This is a genomic window from Myxacorys almedinensis A (assembly GCF_010091945.1).
Taxonomy (GTDB): domain Bacteria; phylum Cyanobacteriota; class Cyanobacteriia; order Leptolyngbyales; family Leptolyngbyaceae; genus Myxacorys; species Myxacorys almedinensis.
This window is the reverse complement of record NZ_WVIE01000004.1, coordinates 108,417-134,035: the sequence shown is the minus strand read 5'-3', so window position 1 is coordinate 134,035 and position 25,619 is coordinate 108,417. Positions and strand designations below refer to the sequence as shown.

The 25,619-nt window shown below is 49.6% G+C and carries 22 protein-coding genes; 12 read left to right on the top strand and 10 right to left on the bottom strand.

Annotated features, from left to right (window positions below):
• Positions 1-4 precede the first annotated feature (4 nt).
• Positions 5-829: a PEP-CTERM sorting domain-containing protein gene (locus GS601_RS04675; protein ID WP_162422108.1), complete on the bottom strand. Its 825-nt coding sequence runs from the start codon at positions 827-829 to the stop codon at positions 5-7.
• Between the two features lie 322 nt (positions 830-1,151).
• Between GS601_RS04675 and GS601_RS04670 the strand changes: the two genes are divergently transcribed.
• Both GS601_RS04670 and gyrA read left to right on the top strand, forming a co-directional pair.
• A complete protein-coding gene (locus GS601_RS04670; RefSeq protein ID WP_162422107.1) occupies positions 1,152-2,480 on the top strand; it encodes an ATP-binding protein in 1,329 nt (442 codons plus the stop codon).
• 290 nt (positions 2,481-2,770) lie between these two features.
• Entirely contained in the window at positions 2,771-5,371 is a 2,601-nt protein-coding gene (gene gyrA, locus GS601_RS04665) for a DNA gyrase subunit A (RefSeq protein ID WP_162422106.1), read from the top strand.
• A gap of 145 nt (positions 5,372-5,516) precedes the next feature.
• Here the strand turns inward: gyrA and GS601_RS04660 are convergent, their stop codons facing one another.
• Positions 5,517-6,149 carry a HEAT repeat domain-containing protein gene (locus tag GS601_RS04660; RefSeq protein ID WP_162422105.1) on the bottom strand — a complete coding sequence of 211 codons (633 nt, stop codon included), beginning with the start codon at positions 6,147-6,149 and terminating at the stop codon, positions 5,517-5,519.
• A 362-nt stretch (positions 6,150-6,511) separates the two neighbouring features.
• Between GS601_RS04660 and GS601_RS04655 the strand changes: the two genes are divergently transcribed.
• The 3 genes from GS601_RS04655 (at position 6,512) to GS601_RS04645 (ending at position 9,214) form a co-directional block, all read left to right on the top strand.
• The gene (locus tag GS601_RS04655) at positions 6,512-7,135 is read left to right on the top strand and encodes a hypothetical protein (RefSeq protein ID WP_162422104.1); all 624 of its coding nucleotides are present in this window, start codon (positions 6,512-6,514) and stop codon (positions 7,133-7,135) included.
• A 203-nt stretch (positions 7,136-7,338) separates the two neighbouring features.
• Positions 7,339-8,943 (top strand): Hsp70 family protein, encoded by a 1,605-nt coding sequence (locus GS601_RS04650; RefSeq protein ID WP_162422103.1) that lies wholly within the window; start codon positions 7,339-7,341, stop codon positions 8,941-8,943.
• Between the two features lie 85 nt (positions 8,944-9,028).
• A complete protein-coding gene (locus GS601_RS04645; protein ID WP_162422102.1) occupies positions 9,029-9,214 on the top strand; it encodes a hypothetical protein in 186 nt (61 codons plus the stop codon).
• A 51-nt stretch (positions 9,215-9,265) separates the two neighbouring features.
• Here the strand turns inward: GS601_RS04645 and recF are convergent, their stop codons facing one another.
• A complete protein-coding gene (recF, locus tag GS601_RS04640; protein WP_162422101.1) occupies positions 9,266-10,402 on the bottom strand; it encodes a DNA replication/repair protein RecF in 1,137 nt (378 codons plus the stop codon).
• A gap of 56 nt (positions 10,403-10,458) precedes the next feature.
• Here recF and GS601_RS23510 point away from each other — a divergent pair, with 56 nt between their 5' ends.
• Positions 10,459-10,581: a hypothetical protein gene (locus tag GS601_RS23510; RefSeq protein ID WP_274381931.1), complete on the top strand. Its 123-nt coding sequence runs from the start codon at positions 10,459-10,461 to the stop codon at positions 10,579-10,581.
• 93 nt (positions 10,582-10,674) lie between these two features.
• Complete coding sequence (locus GS601_RS04635; protein ID WP_162422100.1) at positions 10,675-10,860, top strand: hypothetical protein; 186 nt, start codon at positions 10,675-10,677, stop codon at positions 10,858-10,860.
• A 253-nt stretch (positions 10,861-11,113) separates the two neighbouring features.
• Here GS601_RS04635 and recA read toward each other — a convergent pair whose 3' ends face one another.
• On the bottom strand, positions 11,114-12,184 hold the full coding sequence (gene recA, locus GS601_RS04630) for a recombinase RecA (RefSeq protein ID WP_162422099.1): 1,071 nt from the start codon (positions 12,182-12,184) through the stop codon (positions 11,114-11,116).
• A 349-nt stretch (positions 12,185-12,533) separates the two neighbouring features.
• On the opposite strand from recA, the gene xseA reads away from it, so the two are divergent.
• Together xseA and xseB are read left to right on the top strand one after the other, a co-directional pair.
• Positions 12,534-13,787 (top strand): exodeoxyribonuclease VII large subunit, encoded by a 1,254-nt coding sequence (gene xseA / locus GS601_RS04625; RefSeq protein WP_162422098.1) that lies wholly within the window; start codon positions 12,534-12,536, stop codon positions 13,785-13,787.
• A gap of 46 nt (positions 13,788-13,833) precedes the next feature.
• Complete coding sequence (xseB, locus tag GS601_RS04620) at positions 13,834-14,106, top strand: exodeoxyribonuclease VII small subunit (protein ID WP_162422097.1); 273 nt, start codon at positions 13,834-13,836, stop codon at positions 14,104-14,106.
• A 21-nt stretch (positions 14,107-14,127) separates the two neighbouring features.
• Here the strand turns inward: xseB and GS601_RS23875 are convergent, their stop codons facing one another.
• From GS601_RS23875 to radA, 4 genes are all read right to left on the bottom strand, one after another.
• Positions 14,128-14,223, bottom strand: coding sequence for a ribonuclease HepT family protein (locus GS601_RS23875; protein ID WP_420800299.1), 96 nt, complete (start codon positions 14,221-14,223; stop codon positions 14,128-14,130).
• A gap of 335 nt (positions 14,224-14,558) precedes the next feature.
• Entirely contained in the window at positions 14,559-15,764 is a 1,206-nt protein-coding gene (locus GS601_RS04610) for a DNA double-strand break repair nuclease NurA (RefSeq protein WP_162422096.1), read from the bottom strand.
• Positions 15,765-15,865: 101 nt separating this feature from the next.
• Positions 15,866-16,651, bottom strand: coding sequence for an HAD family hydrolase (locus tag GS601_RS04605; RefSeq protein WP_162422095.1), 786 nt, complete (start codon positions 16,649-16,651; stop codon positions 15,866-15,868).
• Between the two features lie 400 nt (positions 16,652-17,051).
• Entirely contained in the window at positions 17,052-18,521 is a 1,470-nt protein-coding gene (gene radA, locus GS601_RS04600) for a DNA repair protein RadA (RefSeq protein WP_162422094.1), read from the bottom strand.
• A 173-nt stretch (positions 18,522-18,694) separates the two neighbouring features.
• On the opposite strand from radA, the gene rpaB reads away from it, so the two are divergent.
• Positions 18,695-19,426: a response regulator transcription factor RpaB gene (gene rpaB, locus GS601_RS04595; protein WP_162422093.1), complete on the top strand. Its 732-nt coding sequence runs from the start codon at positions 18,695-18,697 to the stop codon at positions 19,424-19,426.
• A 43-nt stretch (positions 19,427-19,469) separates the two neighbouring features.
• On the opposite strand, the gene GS601_RS04590 is transcribed toward rpaB, so the two are convergent.
• Positions 19,470-21,140 (bottom strand): cellulase family glycosylhydrolase, encoded by a 1,671-nt coding sequence (locus tag GS601_RS04590; RefSeq protein WP_162422092.1) that lies wholly within the window; start codon positions 21,138-21,140, stop codon positions 19,470-19,472.
• Between the two features lie 556 nt (positions 21,141-21,696).
• Here GS601_RS04590 and GS601_RS04585 point away from each other — a divergent pair.
• Positions 21,697-22,575 (top strand): hypothetical protein, encoded by an 879-nt coding sequence (locus GS601_RS04585; RefSeq protein WP_162422091.1) that lies wholly within the window; start codon positions 21,697-21,699, stop codon positions 22,573-22,575.
• 88 nt (positions 22,576-22,663) lie between these two features.
• Here the strand turns inward: GS601_RS04585 and GS601_RS04580 are convergent, their stop codons facing one another.
• Positions 22,664-23,278 (bottom strand): hypothetical protein, encoded by a 615-nt coding sequence (locus GS601_RS04580; protein ID WP_162422090.1) that lies wholly within the window; start codon positions 23,276-23,278, stop codon positions 22,664-22,666.
• Between the two features lie 570 nt (positions 23,279-23,848).
• Between GS601_RS04580 and GS601_RS04575 the strand changes: the two genes are divergently transcribed.
• The gene (locus tag GS601_RS04575) at positions 23,849-25,615 is read left to right on the top strand and encodes a carbohydrate porin (protein ID WP_162422089.1); all 1,767 of its coding nucleotides are present in this window, start codon (positions 23,849-23,851) and stop codon (positions 25,613-25,615) included.
• Positions 25,616-25,619: the final 4 nt, after the last annotated feature.

Genomic DNA, 25,619 nt, shown 5'->3' with positions numbered 1-25,619 from the left:
CGAACTACTGGCGTTTTTTCAAAATCACTGCCCCTGCTGCGATCGTCAACAGCGCGATCGCGACTGAGGGTTCTGGCACGCGCTGCCCAGACGCCCGGATCAAAAAGTTGCCATCGCTGTAGAGCGTCGGCGTAATCACGCTGTAGTCGTAGTCAGCCCGTTGCGGAAAAAATGGATTAAACGCCAGGTAAGACTGGTTTCTAGAATTGGGTTGACCAGAGCGATCGCGGCTATCCAACGCTGCCGGAAACTGATTTTGAAGCTGATTTGGCAACAGCGCCCCCACATAAAACGTCTTGCCTTGAAGCCGCGCTGGTGTATCAAACCTGACATCAAAAAAAGCATCCGTTCCCGGATTGGCAATCGGCGTATCTTGCTGCGCCAACAGTTGAAGGGTGCCATCTCCCCGCTCTTCATATACCAAAACTTTTGCCGCTAGCCCTTCTGTTAAGCCACTTTGCGGTAAGGGTTGCCCACTGCATGGTGCGATCGCGGCAGGAGTTCCCCAAGCGATCGAGACCCCATCGATCGTGTTCGTGCCTTCTCTCACCTCAAACTGGTTGAGCCAGATAAAATCTGCGATCGCGGTGCCGGTCTCCAAACTGCAAGTCGTGTCTGAGATGCCGACCCCTGCTTCGCTTTTGCCATCATCTATTTGGTACAACACCGCAGCTTGGGCATGGGGCGACGCGGCTAATCCACCCATCGAAGCTGCAAATACAAAGGCGGCGGTTAGCATCCTCTGCCCAATATTGACTGCGCCAAACTCAGCCTGAGCCAGGGGCGTGAAACCTCGCGCTACTAAAACAGCTACCCATTGTTGAATCATGAAGTGGCATCCCCCACAGCATCGTGACCCATGTTCAAAAACTCCATCCATTATTACGAACACTCTGATGAGAAGTCCGGAGGAATTACGAAGATCAATCAGCAGTTTTACGGAGGCGGTATGAATTTTCGCTGCTTGCCCTCCCAGTTTACTGAAAGAGGCAAATATAACTAATCGATGCTGGCACCCTCATCGTCTGCTTTTCTCCTCACCCAGCGTTGCCCAAGCCAAGCCTCCGCGATCAAACCTTACCGAACAATGCTACCCTATCGGTTTATTCGCGATCGCGCCGTCGTTCCCAGTTTTGTCGCCCCCATCCGCTATGCCCAAACTTCCCAAACGCATTTCCACGGCTTTGATCAATGCCCTCAGTGCAGGGGTTGTGCCGCGATCGGGCTTAGAACATCTGGCAGTGGGTCGGGAGGCAGAGCTTGCCATCATTCTTCAGGATCTAGAGCAGATTGCGGCGGGGGGAGCCGCCTTTCGGTTTGTGGTTGGGCGCTACGGAGCCGGAAAAAGCTTTACCCTACAACTGATTCGGAGTGCAGCGATGGAACGAGGCTTTGTCGTGGCTGATGCAGACATCACCCCAGAGCGCCGCCTCACCGGAAACAACGGGTCAGGCGTCGCCACGTACCGAGAGTTGATGCACAATCTTGCTACCAAAAGCCGACCCGATGGCGGTGCATTGGCAACGATTCTAGAGCGCTGGATCGCCGCGATCCAAACCCAGGTTGCCCAAGCCACCGGCAAGCACCCCAACGATGACGGGTTTGATCAGCACGTAGAAGAGCGGATTCGCGAAGTGACCCAAGATGTTTCGGATCTCGTGAATGGCTTTGACTTTGCGACAGTGATTATTGCCTATTGGTCGGGCTATCGCACAAATAACGACGAGCAAAAAGAGGCGGCGTTGCGGTGGCTGCGGGGCGAGTTTTCTACCAAGACCGAAGCAAAAGCGGCGTTAGGCGTGCGGGTCATTATTGATGATGACACCTGGTACGACTACATCAAATTATTTGCGCGATTTGTGGCAGATATTGACTACAAAGGCTTGATCATCATTTTGGATGAAGTGATTCATCTGTTTAAGATTTCTACAACGGTTTCTCGTCAAAATAATTACGATAAACTGCTTGCCATGTTTAACGATGCGATGCAGGGCAAGGTCAAGTATCTCGGAACCTTGATCGGCGGCACACCGCAGTTTTTAGAAGATCCGCGCCGGGGTCTCTACAGCGACCCGGCTTGGCAGCGCCGCACCACCCAAAGTCGATTTACAGCGCAAGCGGGGGTCAGAGATGTTGATGCGCCTGTGATTCGATTAGAACCCTTACAGGATGAGCATGTGGTGAAACTGCTGCACCGCCTTTCTGATCTCCACAACGATCACTACGAGTCTGACAAAACGTTGACCCAGCAAGAATTACACATGTTTGTGGCAGCACTGCGCGATCGCGCCGGCGCTGAAACCCTACTTACCCCAGGTGAAATTGTTCGAGATTTTGTGGGCGTGCTCAATGTTCTCCATCACAACCCCAGCCTCACCTTGAGTGAGTTGCTAAAGAACCAAAGCGTTCAAACCGCAAACCCTACGTCCAACCTGCCACAAGTAGACGCAGATAGCGAGTTTGCAGAATTTACAGTGTGACTGGCACTCGACAAAGGGTGGCTGTGGCTTAGGTGGGGTGCTCCTCTATTCGGCACTCTAAACCTTTGGGATGGGATTGAATTTCTGCAACGCCTCTATCAAAATTTGGGGTCTGCGCGCCACACCCTATACCCCTCCTCCATTTCCCCCAATCCCACATTCCACAGGGCATTCAGCCCCCTCAAACCCTATCAAAATATGATAAAATTTAGACAATCTCGAACCTAGCGAGTATACTTTCTAGGCTTGATTTGGCTGACAGGATAGCACTGACATTTTCGGAGTATTCTATGACCTTCTCCCAAGACCCGCCTCAAGATCGGATTATTCCAACCGACTTACGCAACGAAATGCAACGGTCTTACTTGGAATACGCCATGAGCGTGATTGTGGGGCGGGCGCTCCCAGACGCACGAGACGGGCTGAAACCTGTGCATCGTCGCATTCTCTACGCCATGCACGAACTGGGGTTGACCCACGATCGCCCGTTTAGAAAGTCGGCTCGGGTTGTGGGGGATGTGCTGGGTAAATACCATCCCCACGGGGACACGTCGATTTACGATGCGCTGGTGCGGATGGCGCAAGATTTCTCGATGCGGGAGCGGCTGATCAACGGGCACGGCAACTTTGGCTCGGTGGACAATGACCCACCGGCGGCGATGCGATATACGGAGGCGCGCCTGACTGCCCTCACCACCAACGCCCTGCTGCAAGATATTGAGGCAGAAACCGTTGATTTTGGCGATAACTTCGACGGATCGCAGCAAGAACCGCTTGTCTTGCCTGCCCGCATCCCGCAACTGCTGCTCAACGGCTCATCGGGAATCGCTGTCGGCATGGCAACCAATATTCCCCCCCACAATTTGGGGGAGTTGATCGATGGTTTATCGGCATTGATTCAAAATCCAGATATCACGGATTTAGAGTTGATGCACTACATTCCGGGTCCGGATCTTCCGACGGGAGGACAGATTCTTGGACGCAGTGGCATTCGCGATGCCTACACCACAGGACGCGGCTCGATTACGATGCGAGGTGTCTGTTCGATCGAGACCATCGAACACCGGGGACGCCCCGATCGCGATGCGATCATCGTCACTGAATTGCCCTACCAAACCAATAAAGCGGCGTTGATTGAGCGGATTGCCGAATTGGTGAACGATCGCAAGATCGACGGCATTTCGGATGTGCGAGATGAGAGCGATCGCGACGGAATGCGAATCGTGATCGAACTGCGGCGCGACGCTTACGCCCGAGTTGTGCTCAACAACCTCTATAAGCAGACGCCTCTGCAAGCCAACTTTGGGGCAAATATGCTGGCGCTTGTCAATGGCGAGCCGCAGCTTTTGACGCTCAAGCAGTTTCTCAGCGTCTTCCTTGACTTTCGGATCGAAGCGATCACCAGACGGACTCGCTATCAACTCCGCAAAGCAGAAGAGCGCGATCACTTATTACAAGGTTTGTTGATTGCATTGTCAAATCTTGATGCGATCATCCACTTGATTCGTCATGCAGCAGATACGACAACGGCAAAACAAGAACTAATTTCTACGTACGAACTCTCAGAGCAGCAGGCAGACGCCATTCTGCAAATGCAGTTGCGCCGCCTGACGGCCTTAGAAGCCGATAAGATCCAGCAAGAACACGATGCCCTCCGAGAGCAGATTATCGATTTGCTGGATATCTTGGCTCGGCGAGAGCGGATTTTAGAAATTGTCACCACTGAAATCACACAGATTCGTGAGACTCATGCGACACCCCGCCGCACCGTGATCGAGCAATCGGAAGACGAACTCGGCGATATTGATTTGATTGCCAACGAAAAGTCGCTGATTTTGATCACCGAGCAGGGCTACATCAAGCGGATGCCGGTTGACTCGTTTGAGGCGCAGAGCCGGGCAACTCGCGGCAAAGCGGGAGCGCGAATGAAGGAAGATGACGTTGTTGAACATTTCATCACCTGTTGCGATCACAATAGCATTCTCTTTTTTAGCGATCGCGGTGTTGTTTACGCGCTCAAAGCCTACCAAATTCCCATCGGATCGCGCACCTCGCGAGGAACGCCGATCGTGCAACTGCTGCCGATTCCCCACGCTGAAAAACTCACGTCGGTGATTCCGGTGACAGAGTTTACCGACGATGAATATTTGGTAATGCTGACGCAGAAAGGCTTTATCAAAAAAACGGCGCTTTCGGCATTTGGAAACATCCGCTCCAACGGGTTAATCGCAATTTCTCTGGGAGAGGGCGACCAGTTGCGATGGGTTCGCTTAGCGCGGGTGGATGACAGTATCATCATCGGCTCGGCTCAAGGACGATCAATTCACTTCCGCGTCAATCATGAGCAGTTGCGTCCGCTAGGTCGGGCGACACGGGGGGTGCGATCGATGAATCTCCGCAAAGGCGATAGCTTAGTTGGCATGGCGATTTTGCCGAGTCAAGTGGTTGAAAATGTGGTTCAGGCAGAGGCGGCAGGGCTGACAGGGGATGATGACATTTTGGTGGAAGATAATGCTGAACTTCCGCTTCAATCTGGGCCGTGGGCGTTGGTGATCACCACTGGCGGTTTAGGGAAGCGGGTGCCCGTGACGCAGTTCCGCTTGCAGAACCGGGCAGGAATGGGCATTTTGGCAACTAAGTTTCGCAAGAAAGGCGATACATTGGCAGCCTTGCATATTGTCAATGAGGACGACGAGCTAATGATTATTACGAGTCGCGGCATCATCATTCGCCAATCGGTCAAGGCAATTTCGTCTCAGTCTCGCGGCGCAACCGGGGTCAAGGTGCAACGGTTGGATGAAGACGATGCGATCGCGGCGGTGGCGCTAGTTCCTCCCTCGGCTGAAGAGGTTGGTCTCGCCGATTGCGGGGTTGAAGAAGCAGAGGAATGACTCTAGTAGATTGTTAACGTTGAGTGGATGGGTGGAGGAGTGAGAGGATAGAGGGAGATGTTACCCATCCACTCATCTACTCATTCACTCATCGCCCAGTCCATCATTTCAATCTTGACAGACCACAAGTTCTAGATGACATTTTCTAGATGACATTGGCTTTGCCCAATGCCGCCGCCGCTTGCACCCGAACCTGGACATTCGCATCCTGACTTAACTGAGTGAGAATGCGGATTAGTTCTTGGCGATCGCTGCCGTGGGTTTTGGGGAAAAGCTCGCCTAGCGTCGCTGCGATCGCACCTCGCAATGCACTATCTGGATGCTGAAGATGCTGCGCCAAATGGGCAATTCGCTCATTCGGTTCGACTTGTTCTAACTGAGCAATCTCTTGCAGTACATCAGGCGCATGGTGGGCATGGGTAGGCGACTCAGCCTCCACAGGGTAATCAGGGTAAAGGTCAGGAATGGTTAATTTTTCCGGATGAAGGGACTCGTCAAGGGATTCTGAAATAGTCAAGGACGTTGCTAATAGAAAACTAGGGTCAGAACTTACAATTTCTGACGTAATATTTGATACGTTGTTAACAGGCTCATTTACAGAGTATGGCTCTATCTCCGGCTCTAATATGGCACGTTCTACAGTTTTTGCTTGACGAGGAGAAATAGTTGCAGAATCAAAGTGTGCGTACTTAGAAACAAATTGATCTCGTGTTCTTAATGCTGCCTCGATCGCCGCTAGAAAGGCAACAAAGCTTAAAAAAATTAATAAGATATTCATTTTTCTTTAGTGCTTGTTAATATCGATACTTACACGTCAGCGCTAACAATTAAACCGATTTATCTAACTAACTATATAGCCCTTTGGTCTCATGTCGTCTACGTTTACTAGAGTTTAGACTGCCTACGGCACTACGTACCTCCCTCTCAGGAGTGTTTTTTAGAACAACCATAAACTTAAATTCAACTATCTGCTATTGCTCAACTTCACAACCCACTTTCAGTGTGAAAGATGACTGAAATTCTGTTGATTAAAACCCCATAATTTCAAAGACTGTTTTACTATTTAAGAAGAATCTACCGTTAATGTTTCTACTTTCTTTTCACTGTATTTAACCAGCATCAGACTGTCCTATGAAACCTATGAGTTCCTGGCGTACGTCCTCGCCTTACCTATTAGCAGGAGTTATTTCTGCACTCGTTCCAACCCTCGTTTTTGCTGCGCTACCCCACCAAGCAACAGCCAAACCTGCTCTCGTTGCCCAATCTAGTGCCGAATCTGAGTCAAACGCCTATCAGATCTACCAAACCCCCGAACTGGGCTTTAGAATTGCTTACCCGAAAGGGTATACGGTCGATACGAGCAATGTCGGTGAGGGATATCTTCGGTTTGTGCAGCCGGCAAGCGCTCCTGAAGCCGAGGCAACCCAACCCACCACAAAAGCTGAATCTGGGGGGCAAGCAGGCAGCATTGTTGCCGCCGCCTTTGACAACCCAACCAATTTGTCTGCTTTGGCGTGGGCACAGCAAAACGGCGAAAAGTCATTTTTTGAGACCGGGCGGCAAAGCAACTACCAAAGCCGCAAATTTGCTGGGCAAGATGCGATCGCTTATTCTTGGTGCGCAACCGAGTGCGGCGATAGCGTGGTTTTCCCCAGCCGCGATGGTAAACGCATCATCGTCTTAAGCGCTGTGTACGACCTGCCCGGTGATGCGGTGCGCTGGGACTTCCAAAATACGATCGGCAAGTTCCGATTTATGAATTGATCTGGAGGGCGCGGCTGCCCACCTACCTTCAAGTTGCTGGGTGAGGCTGCGAACGATCGCCCCACCCATCTTGCCCATCTGACGGAACTCTTGCTATGGGTGTATGGGTTATGGTTTCGTGAACTGGTATCAGTACTATTAGCTGTTGCCTGAGACGGCAAGCGAGAGTTACTGATTCTGTTCACCGTTGGTTGATCACCCGAATGTCCTACGCTATTGATTTTGGCACCAGCAATACGGTTATTACCCGCTGGAATCGCGCGACCCAACAGCCAGAAACGTTGGCATTGCCTAATACGTCGGTGCGAACGGGGCAAAATCCTCCGTTGATTCCGAGTCTGGCATACGTTGAAAATGCCATAACCCCCAGAGTGATCGTTGGGCAAGCCGTGCGCGATCGCGCCTTAGACATTACGTCCGATGCTCGATTTTTCCGCAACTTTAAGCGTGGCATCGGCACCAACATTCAAGGGTTTCTATCCGAACTTGATGGGCAAACCATTCGCTTTGAGCAAGTCGGAGAATGGTTTCTCACTGAAGTCATCAATCAACTCAAGGTCAACGATCCAGACGTGACGGATTCGCTGACGTTTACCGTTCCGGTCGATAGTTTTGAGGCGTACCGGCTGTGGTTGGGGCGAGTGTCTCAATCGCTCAATATCAACCAAGTCCGCATGATCGATGAGCCAACCGCCGCCGCGCTGGGCTATGGCTTGGCTGATCGGGAAATTCTGCTGGTGATCGATTTTGGGGGCGGCACGCTAGATTTATCCTTGGTTCAGCTAGATGGTGGCGGCGACTCGACCACGGCAAAACCCCTGGGATTTATTCTCAAGTGGGGGCAGAAATCGTTTGCCGAACAGTCGGGGCAGAAGCCAAAAATTGCGAGAGTGCTAGCAAAAGCAGGACAAAATTTGGGCGGCTCAGATCTAGATAATTGGTTGGTTGATTACTTTGCTGAAACCCAGGGCTTAGCGGTGACCCCACTCACGACCCGGTTAGCTGAGCGGCTCAAAATTCAGCTTTCGGTGCAGCCCCAGGCCCAGGAAGTCTATTTCAATGATGAAACGTTTGAGAGCTACGATTTGTCGATCAGCCGCGATCGCTTCGTGAACATTCTTCAAGATCACCAATTTTTCGATCGCCTTACCACCGCGATGGAGCAAGTGCTTCAGCAGGCAAGACGGCAAGGATTGACTGTGAGTGATATTGATGCTGTGCTGCTGGTCGGTGGCACGGTGCAGATTCCGGCTGTACAAACGTGGGTCAAGCAATATTTTGATGCCTCGAAAGTGCGGTGCGAGAAGCCGTTTGAAGCGATCGCTCAAGGGGCGCTGCACCTGAGCCAAGGGATACAACTCAAAGACTTTCTCTACCACGGGTACGGCGTTCGCTATTGGGATCGGCGGCAAAAAGGGCATAGTTGGCATCCTCTGATCAAAGCGGGGCAGCCTTACCCGATGAGCAATTCGGTGGAGTTGGTGTTGGGTGCATCGGTCGATAACCAGCCCAGCATTGAATTGATCGTGGGAGAGTTGGGGACAGAAACCCTGCAAACAGAGGTCTATTTTGATGGCGATCGCTTAATCACGCGCAATTTATCGAGTGGTCAAACCTTGGTGCAGCCATTAAACGATCGAGACGGGGCACGCGCGATCGCTGAGCTTGATCCGCCGGGAGTGCCAGGGAACGATCGCATCAAAGTTCAGTTTCAAGTTGACGAACAACGTTTTCTACGAATCACGGTAGAAGATCTGCTCACCGCCAGAACGTTGGTCGAAGATCAGCCGGTTGTGCAGTTGAGTTGACGAGAGTTCGATGTAAACTATCTGCTTCGTTGTTCGGGGCTTTAACCCCCTAAATTCCCCAATTTGGGGGACTTGGAGCCAGGCAATGTTTGTGTCTGATCAGGCAATGTTTCTATCTGATCAGGCAATGTTTGTGTCTGATCAGGCAATGTTTCTATCTGATCAGGCAATGTTTCTATCTGATCAGGCAATGTTTCTATCTGATCAGGCAATGCTTCTATCTGATCAGGCAATGCTTCTATTTGAGCAAGGAATGTTTGTGTCTGATTAGGGAATGTTTCTGTTTGATCAGGGAACCTTCCTTTCAAAAGCCAGAGGATCGCTAAAACGACTCTTGCTCCAGTAGCGTTCCAGCTTTAACCTCTAGGATCTGAGCCGAGTTGATCCACTGAGCATCGAAAGAGCCAAGATGGGTCGAGGTAATCAGCGTCTGAAACCGATCTTGGATCGCGTCTAGAAGCTGATTTTGGCGGTTGAGGTCGAGTTCGGCAAGCACATCATCTAGCAGCAAAAGCGGCGGCTCACCGATGACATCCTCAATCAGCTTCAGTTCTGCCAGCTTGAGGGCTAACACCAAGGTGCGCTGTTGCCCTTGAGAGCCATATTGCCTAGCGGGCGTCTGATTGATGGTAAAGTCCACTTCGTCGCGATGGGGGCCAACCAGCGTTGTGCCTTGATAGTGCTCTGGAAGCGATCGCTGCTGAATTTTCTCTAAAAATGCCTGTTGCAGCGCTTCCGGCGTATCTTCGTCTGCCGTCACATTCGAGGCATACCGAATTTCCAACACTTCTGTGCTGCCGCTGATCGTTTGATGCCACGATCGGGCAAACGGCACCAAGCGATCGAGAACTCTGGCACGACGGCGAATCACCCTAGAGCCTGCGATCGCTAGTTGAGCATCCCAAAGCGCCAGTTCAGAAGAGGAGGAATGGGGCGGGTGAGCCGCCGACTTTTGGATTGCCTTTAGCAAAGCGTTGCGCTGGCGCAGGACTTGGTTATATTGCTGGAGAACGTAGGCGTAAATCGGCTCAAGTTGGATCAGCAGCGCATCGAGCCATTGACGACGCTGATCTGGCCCGCCGCGCACCAGATCCAAATCGAGACTAGAAAACTGAACCATGTTCAGCGTCCCCAGAAAATCGAGTTGCCGACGCAGAGAAATGCTATTGAGGGCAACCGTGCGCCGCCCATTTTGGCGAAGCGTCATCGCTAGTTCAATGCTGCCCGTGTCTTTTTCAAGCTGCCCGCCCACCTGCGAAAACAGTTCTCCATCTAAAATCAGGTCGCGATCGCGCGAAGTCCGATGAGACTTGAGCGACGACAACAACTCAACCGCCTCCAGCAGATTAGATTTTCCCTGGGCATTGTTGCCAATCAAAATCGTTTTTGCGGCGGTAAATTCAATAGACTGAGCCTGATAGTTCCGAAAGTGTTTGAGATGCAGAGACCGGAGATACATGAGCAGTGGGGAAGCAAAGCACTCTGAACGGTAATAGCCCGATAGTGTGTAGCTAAATGGTTTCTCAATATCGGGGGACAGAAGCCTATCCTAGCGATCCGTCACCCATCCGTAAAGCGGCAGTCTCGCGATGTTCACCTCCGGGGTGCGATCGCGCCCTAACCAACCGTGGGAAATGAAAAGTTTCGAGAATTGTCAAAAAACCCCAGCAATCCTTTAAAATAGCTATTTGCATATCTTTGCATCTATGAGATGTCGTAAAAGGGGTAAACATGGCTAAACGCCGCAACCAAAAGAAAGAAAAAGCTCTTCGTAATCAAGCTTACGCTCGTAAGTTTCGCAAACGCACAAACAACGGTCGGATGTCGTCTAGAAGACGCTACGACAACGATCGGAGTGAGTCCGAGTCTGATCAAGAAGGCGCAAACAGAGGCAGTGAGGGCGCTGCGGATCTCTAACGCCAGTGTTTGGCTCGCCAGTCTTGCATCGCCTCGATTGATGGTCTCAAAGTTTAATGGTTAGAAAAGGGTGTCCCTAGATCTTCAGAGGTCTAGGGCATTTTAATGCGATCGTAATCATTTTGTGACGCTCAGGCGTTTTTGAGTAGACAAAATCAAAATTTCCTACATTCTGCTCACCCTAAGTTATAGGTCTAAAAAAGGGCAGGCACAAAACCTACCCTCAATAAAATTTCAGTTACCAGGACGAGTCTTATTCTTCTAGCTCATCATCTTCGCTGTCATGCTCATCAACAACACCCACCGTATTTGCCGACACCTCTGCGCCCATTTCTAGCTTCTCGCGCACCAGTTTCTCAACTTCTACAGCAAACTCCGGCTTTTCTTCCATGTACTTAATCGCATTGTCGCGACCTTGGCTGATATTGTCGCCGTTGTAGCTATACCAAGCCCCTTTGCGAACCACAACGCCCGTTTCTTCGGCCATGTCGATCAAACAGCCCAGGGTGGAAATGCCTTTACCAAAGATGATGTCAAACTCAGCGATGCGGAACGGCGGCGCGACTTTATTCTTCGCCACTTTCACCTTGGCACGAGTTCCATATTCTTCATTGCCCTTCTTCAGGGTTTGAATCCGACGAATATCGAGTCGTACCGAAGCATAGTACTTCAGCGCCTGTCCGCCTGTCGTCGTTTCGGGGCTACCATAGGTAACGCCAATCTTCTGACGCAACTGGTTGATGAATACCACCGTGCAGCCAGACTTACCGATATTTCCAGTAATCTTTCTCAAGGCTTGGCTCATCAGACGGGCTTGCAGACCCATGTGAGAATCGCCCATTTCGCCTTCAATCTCAGCGCGGGGCACAAGGGCAGCTACCGAGTCGATCACGACGATATCTACGGCCGTCGATCGCACCAATTGATCGACAATTTCCAGTGCGGCTTCTCCGGTGTCCGGTTGAGACACCAGTAGATTGTCAATGTCTACGCCCAAGTTAGCAGCATAGGCAGGATCAAGGGCATGTTCTGCATCGACATACGCCGCCACGCCGCCCGCTTTCTGAACTTCTGCCACGGCATGAAGCGCGATCGTCGTTTTACCCGAACTTTCAGGGCCGTAAACCTCGATCACTCGACCTTTGGGCAACCCACCACCCAGGGCAAGATCCAACGTCAGGGCACCACTCGAAATCGTTTCCACCTTCATCCGGGTGGCATCACCCAGGCGCATAATGCTGCCTTTACCAAAGTTGCGCTCAATCTGTGTGAGCACCATGCTTAGGGCTTTTTGCTTGTCGGAAGTCTCTGTTTTGGTTGCCATTAGCGCCTCAGAAAATGAAAGTATTAAATGGGGGATAGACCGATCGGGGTTAGCTGTGACTTCTATCTAATACCAAATTAATCTGTAAATGCTACAGACCTGCGACCTCCCCCAACCCCTCCTTAGTAAGGAAGGAGAGCCGAAAAGCCCCTCTTGACCAAGGGGGGATGCCCTAGGCAGGGTGGGTCGAGGATCTGTCGCAGTGAAAAATCAATTTGGTATAACAACTAACTATGAATGACGAACAACGAATCTCAAACTTTGTAGCATGGAAATTAATCTTTCCATCTACAGCATGAGAGTTTAAACGGGTGAGCTTACATCTTTACCTTCCTCCAGGGTACACACGATGACCTTTAATTTGCCGTCTTTGCTGGTGCCAGATACCGCCCTTTCTGTGGCGGGTCTTACGGCATACATTCAACTGCTGCTCGAACAAGACGACCAACTGCGTCAAGTTTGGCTCACCGGAGAAGTGTCGAGCGCAACACAATACAAGAGTGGCTTGTTTTTCACGCTGCAAGACCCGGATGCGAAAGCCGCCATTAGTTGTGTGGTCTGGAAGAGTCAGTTGCATAAGTTAGCGACGTTGCCCGTTCAGGGAGAACAGCTAATTTTGCTGGGTCGGGTGCATGTGCAACCGCATCGCGGCACTTACCAACTGATTGTGTGGCAAGCTCTGCCTGGGGGAGAGGGGTTACGAGCGTTGCGCTACCGGCAGTTGCGGAATCGCCTGGAGGCAGAAGGGCTGTTCGACCCAGCGCGAAAGCGTCCTCTACCGCTTCATCCGCAAACGGTGGCTGTTGTCACCTCACCGCAGGCTGCCGCTTGGGGAGATATTCAACGAACCTTAAAACGCCGCTATCCCGGATTGCGAGTCCTGTTCTCTCCGGCACTGGTGCAAGGAGATCAGGCTCCTGCATCTATTGTGGCTGCGATCGCACGAGTCGAACGTGACAATAGAGCGGATGTACTAATTCTATCACGGGGCGGCGGGGCGATCGAGGATATGGCATGTTTTGATCATGAAATTGTGGTACGAGCGGTGGCAAATTGCCCCATTCCGGTGATTGCAGGCATTGGGCACCAGCGTGACGAATCGTTGTCTGATTTGGCGGCGGATGTGTTTGTCCACACGCCCACTGCCGCCGCCGAACAAGCGGTTCCCTGTCTGGCAGATCTACGGGTTGAGCATCAGGATCGGCTGAATGCTTTGAATCAAGCCGTGAGCCGATATTTGAGTTGTGCAGACGATCGCTTGCAGAGTCTGCGCGATCGCTGCGGTCGTCTGAAGCTCGATCGTCTGCTCAAACAAGAATCTCAAGTTGTGTTTTGGCTGCGGCAACGGTTGATCCAATCGACGCAACGCCGCTTTCAAACGGCACAGCAACATCACCAAATGCTGCAAGAAAAATTATCTACCCTTGATCCTCAAGCCGTCTTGCAGCGAGGCTATGCGGTGGTGAGGCAGCAGAATGGTGGGATTGTACGAGCGATCGCGGATGTTAATTTGAATGAAGATTTAACTATTCAACTAGGTCAAGGGCAGATCAAGGTCACAGTCACCGACGTATCAGACGCTTCACCCAAGTTTTCTAAATAGGGATTATAAAGAAGAGAACGCTCACTTCGCTTATCTTTGGGGTAATATGGCTAATTCCCCTAGTTCTAAAACGGCTTCTGCAAAGGTGACTCGCTTGTCATCAACTGTTGATGAAGACAACTGGAATTATGAAGAAACAGTCGCCAAAGTTGAAGAAATTTTGACAAGGATTGAGGCTGGTGAATTAGAACTCGCGGCTGTCTTTGAAGAATTTTCTGCGGCGGTCGAGTATTTGCGACAATGCGAATCTTTTTTAGCAGAACGACAAAAACAAGTCGATTTGCTGATTGAAACGTTGACCGACGAATCGGAATTTTAGCAACTATACTTTAGCAACTATTTAGGTATCCTGAAATTCTTCTGTCATTACTTCGACTGTTCGCTTTAAGTCGGGTAAATAATTCTCAATGATGTTCCATACAACTGTGAGATCAATACCTAAATACTGAACTTAAATACTGATGAGTTAGTAGATTGTGGAAGTCACCCGTTTGCCTACAATTCAGTTCAGGGTGTGCTTGTTTCCACTCATCAGGTCAACGCTGGGTTGATTCAAACAAGGATTGCAGCTTTCCAAGGACGACATCTTGAGTTTTTATATTACCTAGAAAGCCGAATTTTCCTTCTATATAAATAGGTTTCAATTTTTATAATACAATCTCGAATATGAATCAGGTAAACTCGGCTGTCTTTCATAGCAGTTTTGTCTCCGCTAGAATGCGATCGCTAATATTTTATCCCGCTTTTCTTGCAAGGCTTGAAAGTTCATAATTACGCAATGCTGCCCCGTTTACGAGTTTCCTTATAAGACGTTCCCACGTTTTTCAATCCAGCGCGAATCATCTGCTGTTCTAACAGGGCGAAAAATCGAGCGCGATCGCCCCCCCTCACCACGGCTTGATTATGCGCTTCCGCCAATGCTACCGGATAGCCATAGCCTTTCTGAACTTGAGCCAATACCAAACTCAACGCTGAATCTAACATTTCGCGATCGCACGCCACCCAACCCGGAACCTCGATCCGGGCGATTTCGCTCCCCACATGCATGTAGCAAAAATGAATGGCATGATCCCCATAAAACTCTTGAATTCGCGCCGAACTTTTCCATAATGGGCTGCGCTGCCCAGGCTGAAGCAATCGCCCCCACAATGCCGTGTCCTTTAAGGGATCAAGCACTTGGCAGGGAGCGCGGTTAGAAGACACTTCGCGACCTGTTTGCCCAGCACAATGGGAGGCACAATCGGGTGCAAGATACGCGCAACTTTGTAACCGCAAAAAGTTCAGCGCTTCGCCACTGCGCGATGCACTGATGTAGCCGACGAGGGGAACGTCAAGCGATCGCAACTTGTCCCAAGCCTCTAAAATCGGACTTAAGATTTGATCCCGCGCTTCAGCAGGCAACGGCTCCAAGAACCAGTACAGCAGCGATCCATCCACTAGCGAGATCGTCGGCGCGACGCGCTCCCGTTCTTCTCCCAACGCTTCTGCTAACTCTGCCAACACACATGCTTCTTGAGTCGTGCGGCGATAGCCCATCCATTCCTCGGTGCGGATGCCCCATTGCCGCGATGCATACAGATCTTCAGAACGGTAAAATGCTTCGGGCAAACTATCAAGCAGAGGCAGTTTGCTTTGTCCGTAGTGCAAAATGATCCGCCCAATGTTGATTAAATAGCAGTAGGCAATTTCGTGATGGCTTGGCGCAATTTGAGAACCGTCAGTCGCGATGACTGTGTGAGCCAACGGAGCGGAGTCGATATCAATGCGGCTGTTGAGCGATTCGATCGGCTCGGCGGCGGTAAAGATGAAGCGATCGCGCCACAGTTTTTGCATTTCTACTAGCTCTGCTTGTCGCTCATAGGCTTGTGCCATCAGCAGTTCGGCACGTTCGATGCGTTGACGAGTGGCAGTTGCCTCCACTGTAAGATGTTGACTAATTCCTTGCATTTGCTGAGCGAGTTTTGTCAGATCCAGCATTCGCGCACACCAGTTCTTTTGCACTAGTAGCATAGCGCTTTTAATCGAGTGAGTCAGTCTTCTTTAAAAGATTAGAATCTAAATTACTGCTTGCCACGCCATCAACACCACATCGAAAAATCTTGGCGAAATTGGTCGAGCGACAAAAGATTAATTCGGCTATCTCTAAAGGCTTGTTGCCGTTCTTCAGAAGTGTTGTAACCCCAATTTGCTAGAAAGAGTTCTACTGTTTCTAAAGCAGGTTGATGCTGAACAACTTGCAAAGTTTTTAAGCGATCTTCAATAAACCAAATTATCGAATCATTGTCATAATTTTTTTGATTCAATTCTTGCAAAATTTGGTGCTTCGGACACTTTGTTTCTTTCCCATAAACCTGAGAATCTGACAGCTTTAAACCTTGTTGCAGCAATAGTTGCTTAATAAAACGTCCTTCTTTTGTACTAATAATAACGAAGTTTGTAGAGCGAGCAAGCGCTTTTTGCAGTCGCTCAACTACGCCTGGATAAAAGCGATGTTCAGCCAACCAGCTATCTAAATCCGATGCAATCCAATGATCTCGAATGGTGTCTACGATCGCGCTAACTTCCGGAGGCTTGATCCTGTGGTTGGTGATGATTTCAGATGCGATCGCTACCCATCGCTCAAGAATCTCATCTTCCTTCGTTTCTAACACCAGTGCCCTTAACAAAACTGGCATTTCCCACCCTGTTTCCACGACAGGGCGCAACCGATAAAACTTCTGATCAAGACCTTTTGGCGGATTGTTTTGATCCGGTTGCCAAATCTGACAATATGCCTTCCACGCTGTTTGAAAATACTCTTTCAACCCATCACAAATCACACCATCAAAGTCGAGCGCCAAAAGAGTGGGATTGCTTGCAGGCATAGTTCCTCGAAAATCGTTGTAGTCTCACCCTATCGTATTCTCAACCTTTCAATTCAGATAATCGATTCTAAGAGGGATTTTTGCTGTTCTATTGATAGGTACGTCGCGGTACTTTACCGTCCTTTCAAAGCGCAAGATCGGGTTTCTCCTAAAATTCACTTGAAAACTCTGAGTATATGAATGCGGAGTGCTTGTCATAACCCAACCGTTGGGTTATGTTGAGCAAGCGATCGCAGTCTCTTCTTGATCAGTCTGCTCTTTATGTAGATTAGCTTTTGAGCAGATTCATGATTTAGCTCAGCGTTAATTTGCACAATTCCCTTTACTCATTCATTGTTTAGCTAATGTATCAAGAATTGAGATCGCGATCGCGCTGGTGAAGGTACGATCTCGATCTATCCTATTCCTCAGCCTCCGTTTCTTCTTGTTGCCGACTGCGACTACCCGCTAGGGCAACCGTCATCGCATCCACCACTCGCGACACCGGAATCACCTCTAGCCCAACGTCTTTGTAACTCCCCCCTTTCGGAACAATTGCCCGCGTGAATCCAAGCTTTGAGGCTTCTTTGAGTCGGAGTTCCATTTGAGAAACGGGGCGAACTTGTCCGCCTAAACCGACTTCACCAATGACAACGGTGTGGGGATCGATGATGCGATCGCGAAAACTTGCCGCCACTGCCACCGCGACTCCTAAATCTGCCGCTGGTTCTCCCACATTTAAACCGCCAGACGACGCAACATAAGCATCAAGTTTAGAAAGGGGAATGCCAACTCGCTTCTCTAGCACAGCAAGAATTTGCAACAGGCGATTGTACTCAATCCCAGTTGTCGAGCGGCGTGGTGAACTATAACTCGTCGCGCTGACGAGTGCTTGCAGTTCCACTACGATAGGACGGGTTCCCTCACACGCTACGATCGTGGCTGTTCCTGAAGACCCTTCTTCTCGGTTGCCCAAAAACAGTTCCGATGGATTCGTAACTTCTTCGAGTCCTTGATCCACCATCTCAAAAACGCCGATCTCGTGAGTCGCCCCAAAGCGATTTTTTACTGAGCGCAGCAGTCGATGGCTGGCAAACCGATCGCCTTCAAAATACAACACCGTGTCAACAAGGTGTTCGAGGACTTTTGGACCTGCGATCGCACCTTCTTTCGTCACATGTCCCACAATAAACAGCGTAATATTTTGCTGCTTTGCCACCCGCATCAAAATCGACGTACATTCCCGCACCTGCGACACCGATCCCGGAGCCGAAGTTAATGCACTATAGTAGAGCGCTTGAATACTATCGATCACAGCAACATTAGGTCTCAGCGACTCCAGTTCCGCCAAAATTGTATCCAGATCAATTTCCGGCAACAAATACAGATTAGAAGGAGTTTCTCCCTCATCTCCTTTGTCTCCCTTAATGCCGAGCCGTTGCGCCCTCAGCTTCACCTGTTGTCCCGATTCCTCCGCGCACACATAAAGCGTCGGATAGCGCGTCGATAGCTGATTGGCGGTTTGCAGCAGCAGCGTCGATTTTCCAATGCCAGGATCGCCCCCGATCAGTACCAAAGACCCTGGAACGATGCCGCCCCCTAACACCCGATCAAGCTCCGTATAGCCCGACGCTAAGCGAGTTTCGGTGTGATCAGAAATTTCCGTAAGTTTTAAGGATGAAACGGCATGAGCGGAGGGATTTTTGGTCGCGGGGCGGGTCTTACTGCCATTAATGCTGCGAACGCGGGTCGCGGTATCAGCCTGAGCAGCAGGGCGAACGACCTGTTCTTCTAAAGAATTCCACGTTCCACAGGAGGGACAGCGACCGAAATATTGAGAAGATTCGGCTCCGCATTCATTACAAACAAAGGTCGATCGTACTTTTGGCATTTGCAAAAATTAATATTAGATTGCTTTGTAGAACAGGTAAACATTAAGAAACTCTGAAGCTCAGACAGAATAGGGTTTTTACGCCCTCAAAATGAAGAAACGAACTACTATCTTTAATGATAAAGTACAAAAATTAAGGTTTATAGATTTGACTTCAAGGAGCGTTGCAAAACTTGGAAACTCATAAAGAAAAGATCCTAGTTGTCGATGACGAGGCAAGCATTCGCCGCATTCTCGAGACCCGCCTCTCAATGATTGGCTACGATGTGGTGACGGCGGCAGACGGTGAGGAAGCCCTCGATACGTTTCGCAATGCCGATCCCGACCTGGTTGTTCTCGATGTGATGATGCCAAAGCTCGATGGCTATGGCGTCTGTCAAGAACTTCGCAAAGAGTCTGATGTGCCAATCATCATGCTCACCGCCTTGGGAGATGTCGCTGATCGCATCACCGGGTTAGAACTCGGTGCAGATGATTACGTCGTCAAGCCGTTTTCCCCAAAAGAACTCGAAGCGCGAATCCGTTCGGTGTTGCGCCGGGTTGACAAGACGGGCGTGACAGGCATTCCTAGCTCTGGTGTGATCCACATCAATAGCATTCGGATTGATACCAACAAGCGCCAAGTTTATAAAGGTGATGAACGCATTCGCCTAACCGGCATGGAATTTAGCCTCCTAGAACTCCTCGTAAGCCGCTCCGGAGAACCCTTCTCTCGCTCAGAAATTTTGCAAGAGGTTTGGGGTTACACGCCTGAGCGTCACGTTGATACTCGTGTGGTAGACGTTCATATTTCCCGCCTCCGCGCTAAGCTCGAAGATGATCCTAGCAACCCAGAACTGATTTTGACAGCTAGGGGGACAGGTTATCTATTCCAAAGAATTTTGGAACCTGGAGAGATCGAGTAAGGTTGATGCCAGTTTTGGCACTCCAGACCGCTTGGCTTGAAATCTATAGCTGTTTAGAGCTTGTAACCGTAATTTGTCTAGGTAGGTAATCGGTTCCTAGCTTTTTTGCACAGAAGCCCATCGAGATGGTTTGGTTGGGCTGTACGTCGCGTCCCCAATCTGGAGGCGTGACCGTGTAGCGCAAATCTTGTTTCTCAAAAGTACCGTTCCAACTTTGAGAAACTGCGGCTTGATGCATCAAAAATTTCAACTGCCAATTGCTCACCACAACTCGATTTGGATTTCTCACTTCCAAGCTGGCGCAAAACCCCTCTTTCCAGTCCGATTGAAGCATCAGATTGGCGTTCAGATCAGGTGTTTTGCCATGTTTACCCGCCCTCGGTACAGGTGAATTGATCGTAGGTTGAGGGTTTAACGTGGGCTTCAAACCAGGGTTTGTTGACGAAATTGGTCTACTAATTGGCTTCGATATAGGGTTGATCGCAGGACTTGGCAGAAGACTTGGCTTTGGCAAAACAGCTTCTGTGAGCGATCGCAGTCTAGATGCAGGCAGAAGTTGATTGAGAAGTGCTTGTTTAGGTTCGTCGATCGCGTTCCAATCATCGAGCAAGATGCCGCCGGTGTCTGCACTATTTGGATTCCAACTCCAGTAGGCAAAGCTCAGTTGATTTCGCTTCACAAACGCTACAAACTGTCGCTGCCAAATTCCTTCTTTGGACTCTGCATCCACTTTTCTGCCTCCAAATTCCCCGATGAGAATCGGCGCAATTTTCTGACGGGCAATGTAGTAGAAGCCTTTTTCCCAGCGATCGCTTAAGTTCTTCGGAAAACTTCTCTCTGCAAACCAAGGCTGATCAAATACTCCAGCGCCATATTCATGAGGAGAATAAACGACTTTATTCCGAACAGCCAGCCTTACCGGAAACTTGCGAACGCCTTCTAAATTGCCGCCCATCCAATGCTGCTTTAACTTCTGCCTAGGGACATTTTTCTCAACACCCTCAACAACAATTAACCAATTCTTATTGACTTTCAGAATGGCGTTTCCTGCGCGTTCTGCGGCCAACCGCCAATCTGTCGCTTTGTCGTTTGTGCCCCAACTCGCTTTGCCATGCGGCTCATTTTTTAGATCTGCCCCAATCACATTCGGCTGATTTTTATAGCGCTCAGCTAGCATTATCCAAGTGTCAATCCAATCGGTTTCCGTGAATCCGTCGCCATACCACAGTTCGGGAATGCGGGTGTTGTTCAACCGATGACTATCTAATAGGATCATCAGTCCCTGTCGTTCTGCCTCTTGAACGATCGCATCCATCACTTCTAAAGGCGTTTTTCCCTGCAATTCTTGGTTGCTGCCTAAATCAAAATTAATACCGCTAACAGTTGTCGCCCGTAACCCTTTCACCGAATAGGGCAACCGAATCATGTTGTAGCCTAAACCTTTGATCTGAGCCAGCATCTCTTTATAATCTCTTGCCCACAACCCATGAGGGGTCTGAGCTTCAGTCTCTAATCCAAACCAATTCACGCCTCTGAGTAAAACGGTTCGACCTGTGCGATCAACAATCTCATCCCCACGAGTTGAGAGAGGAGTTTGAATCGTTGCCGTCTCAAGAGATGGAACTGCCCGGGAAGAAACTTCTGCATGGGAAGACGATAGGCTGAGGAACGCGACGAGAAAAGCAAGTGCGATAAAGCGAAAGAACTTAGTCATGATTTCAATAAGCCCATCTAAATCGGAGAAGCCCAGAACAGCGCAAATTCACTTAGCCTTGCTTGGATAGTCACAATGCTAAACTTTGTTCGTTACTACAAACTCCAAATCTTGACGCATCTTTCCGGGAGAAGTGTCCAAAACTCCATTATTTCTCTAGGAAAAAGCTGAGAAGGGATGGTTTTGTGCCGTGAATAGAAGCCTAATTCTGATGCAGATATTGTGTAGAAGTGTAGTCTTATCTAGTTTGCCCTGAGAAAAAGCATTGCGTGCTGCTATCCCAACTGGCGCTGGTTTCATCCGCTAGTTGTGAGAAGGTTTTTGGAAAGTAGCATCCGAGATTTCACATAAACTTTTTTATGGTGATGAGATTCTTCATCCGGTCTACACCCGATCGATGAGGTCACCCAACTATTCTGGTAACTAATGGTAAGCCCCCAGCCCATTGCTCTAGCTCAACTCTCACTCACAACACATCTAGAGCAATCAAGATTTAAGAAACTGACGCCCCCGGTTCTGCATTCTCAGTCCTGAAGATACTCAGAAACGTCACATTATGGCTTTACCTGGAAAATTTTTAATTCCCGCGACCCTCGCTGCTGGTACGATTTTTGCTACATTAACTGCGCCTCTAGCTTTTTGGGGATCTCAACAAATTGAGATCCATCTCGGCACAGAAAGCGTCTTTGAAGGGCAACTTAGAGAAATGGCGACTCCCTATCTTACCTTTGCTGGCGTGCTTAGCTTGGGTGCTACCGTCGCTAGTGTGGCAGTTTTGGGTTGGCGGCAAACAGCGCGGCAGTCCGAAGCGTTAGAAATGCAACTTGCTAAGGTTGAGCAGCAATTTAGCCTTAAACAAGCGCAACTTCAAGGAACGCGGCTCTCAGAGACCTATTTGAGAGACAGTGGATTGCAGTTTTTCCTAGAAAATGATGCTGCGATCGCTCAACCTCAGGCACCTCAACCTGCAAGAACGACCCAGGCTGTTTTGACAGCCCATCCCATAGCTAAATCAGTGGCGGTTCTCACAGAACAAGTTTCTTCTCCTAGCGCAGCGCCGACCGCTAAAGCACAGATGCGATCGCAGAAGACGGTTTTACCCTCACAAGCCGCGCAGGCTGTTTTGAGCTTCTCGCGGTCTTCAATAGAGGCTCACCATCGAGCAGAGGGCGCGCATCGGGATGGGGCAGACCTGGTTCCTGCCGAGTTGCGCCTGGTAACTGCCGCCTCTCCCAATTCGGCAGGCACAGCACAAGTGCAAGAACTGCACAGCCAACTCCAGCAGATTTTGATCCAAATCGAGGGGTTGCAAAACAGTCTTCCTGTCAATCCGCAGTCGGCTCCGGCTCAGTTGGGAAGCATCCAAACTACAGAAACAACTCTCAACGAACTGACACCTCGCTGGCAAATCCTCGATCGATCTAAAGCCGTCTGAAGCATTGCCTCATAACTTAAAGGTCATGTAGAGAAGAATGGATTCACCAATCCTGTCCTTCTCTACATAATCTGCTTCAAGTCGGTTGTTATCGTGCGATCGCATTTGTTGAGAGCGGCGCATTCGACTGCTTTGTCAACTCGGTAGAACCATCAAGAGATTTCACAGGCACGGTGGCGATGGTTGAAACAGGCGGTTGGGTGGATACTTTTACGTTTGGCGGCTCAATGACAAGTGCCTGCTCAGCCTGAAGATAGCTTTTGCCATCATTGGTAAAGCGAATGCTCAAGTTGTCCTGTGCAGCGCTGGGAGAACCCTGTTCAACAGTTAAGGCTTGACTAACTGGATCAGTGACAGCTAAGAATATCACTCTCGGATTCGGCTGCAACCCCAACTGAGCCTTACTGACTTGCCAAGTTTCTAGCAATCCTGGAGTGCCTGGCGTTTGCCGATCGGGTACAGATTGCAAAAGATTCAAACTGGTCTGCCACTGACCATCTTTCACATTAACTTGAGTGCGCCCCAAAATCGAATAAGTTGAACGATCGGCGGTGCCAAGCTTCACAAAATCGTTGGTAAGTTTGGATGAAGGTTGTGCTTTTAAATCTCGAACTGCCTGAACCGTGATCCGTGTCTGTTCAGGCAAATTTGTGCGACCAGACACCGTATAAACTCCTGCTTGTCCAGTCGGTTGAACTTGCATTGTCAATTCTGTTTTCGAGGCTTGCCCCTGAGCACAACCAGTACAGATCAGCAAGATACTGAGATAGACATGGAAAAGCCAGCGACTTCGGCAAAAACTGGGCATTGAAAAATGAGGCAAAACAAAGTGCAGACTTGTCATAGGAAATAACCGCGAGAAGTCTCTCAGCGTTCTCAATTAGCTTTAGTAATACCCGCAATTTGCACAGCAAAACTCTAAAAGATTTCTTGAATGCTCAGATCTACGTAAAAACACTTAAATAGGTCAACTTTATCCTCTATTTTACGCTACAAAATAGAGGATATGAGTTAAAAGTATTGAAAGCAAAAAATTACACTGACATTGCCAAATGCCTCAGAGAGCTAGAAATGATTTTTTCTACGTGAGCTTGTCAGTGCGAAGGTGGGCATTCTGAGGGCTAAGTCAGGCTTCCAAAGTTGAGTTTCATATGTTACTCAATTTATGTCCGTACATTTACCAGTAAAACCGTTCAAACTTTGAGCGATTTTGCTCTGAGCATTCATTCTAGCTGTTTCAGAATCGTCCCCTATCTAACGGTGTAAGTGAAACATGTCTGAGTTATCCCGGTACACCCTCTCAAAATATCTGTTGTCGATCGGCGCGATCCTTGAAAAGTTGGCGCAGGCAGTCGTTTTTTTTACTCTTTTTATGCCTGCGGTGAGCGCTCAAGAGAACTCCCATCGACCTCATGAGTCTGAGCCAGCACCATTGCATCAGCGTGTTGCCCTTCAAGAGGCTGAAAAACTTGCAGATTTGCGATTTGCAGAACATCAGCAGATGCACCTAACTGAGATTGCGGCGGTCAGCCATTCGGCAAAAGCGGGTTTACCTCAGCTTCAGCCCACTCGCTCAAACGTGATCAGCGAAGATGATTTGATTCGGCAGATGTCTGGAAATGCAGCGGTTTCTTCGGAGTTGCGTCCTGCGCTGAGTGCGCCTTTGCCATCTCGCCAACCGCCAACCGCGACAATGCCTTTTGGCAATATCACAAAGCAACCTGCTGTCGAAATTGTGCCTCCAGCACTCCAACGCGCTGCGGCTCAGGCACAACCTCGCACTACCCAACCGCCGCCCGTTTTGGTAACGGCAACCCAGAATTCTGATGTGGGACTGCAATTAGTTGAGACCAAGCCACGAGAATATCAGTTTTCAGCGCCAACCTCAGGACTTCGGGGCGTGAACCCTGATGCATTTACAGAGCCATCAATTGTCCCAACTCCTGAGGTCACAGCAATTGATGAAACGCATAGCAAAGAAGGGTTACTCGCTCAGTCGTCGGGCTATAACTCGACATCTTTGAGAAATCGACCATTTATGCGAAGCACTGCACTAACGCCACCCGACCTCACGTTTCAGGGGGTCTATTTGTATCAGGGCGACCAAACCTCGGCACGGGCAAGATTAACGGGAACGTATCCGTTATCGCCTAGTGTATTATTCGGTGCAACGCTGGATTTAACAACTGGAAATGCCTTTACGGATACTCCATTAAACGGATTTAATGTCAATGAATTGTATATTGCGATCGCACCAAAAGATATTCCCAATTTGCGGTTTGTGGTTGGGCAACTGGATCTAACGTCGTACTTCGATCGCAACAGCTTTGCAAAAGATGGCGCATCTCATTTCTTCAATCCCATCTTTCAAACCAATCCTGCCTTGAGCGCGGCAGGAATTGCGTCTCGTCCGGGCGCGCTCGTCAACTTTAGTTTGAATGACAACATTGAAGCAAAAGCGGCGGTGTTCTCATCATCTAGAGGGTTAAGCGATTTTTCGCTTGACGGATTTGCGGGAGAGTTGGGCATCCGCTACGGCAATTTGATTGTGCGGGGAACCTATGCCAGCGATCGCGACTCCGGCTCTAAAACTGGCTTTAGCGAAATCTTTTCCCTCGCTCGTGGCAACAATGAATTTGGCGTGCTAAAGGGCGATCGTGAGGAGGCTTACGGCGTCAACGCAGAGTACTTTATTCCTAATCTTAAACTGGGAATTTTTGGACGCTATGGGCGCTACAACAATGTGGACTTAGGGCAAGGCGGAGATACCTTTAGCGCTGGCATTACGTTCTTGGATCTATTCACCCCAGACGATCGCTTAGGACTGGCTTACGGTCGCGGCTTATCGAACGATGGGCTACGCCTTCAGACGAACGACAAAAAGCCTGATGCTTTGGAATTGTTCTACGATTTTCGCTTTTTACAGAATTTGCGGGTTGGCTTCTCGATTCAGGAGCGCAACGATTTTTCAGAAATCATCGCAGGTGTTCGTATCAAGACCGAATTTGATGTCACACCCAAAGGAAGACCCGTTCAGTGATTGA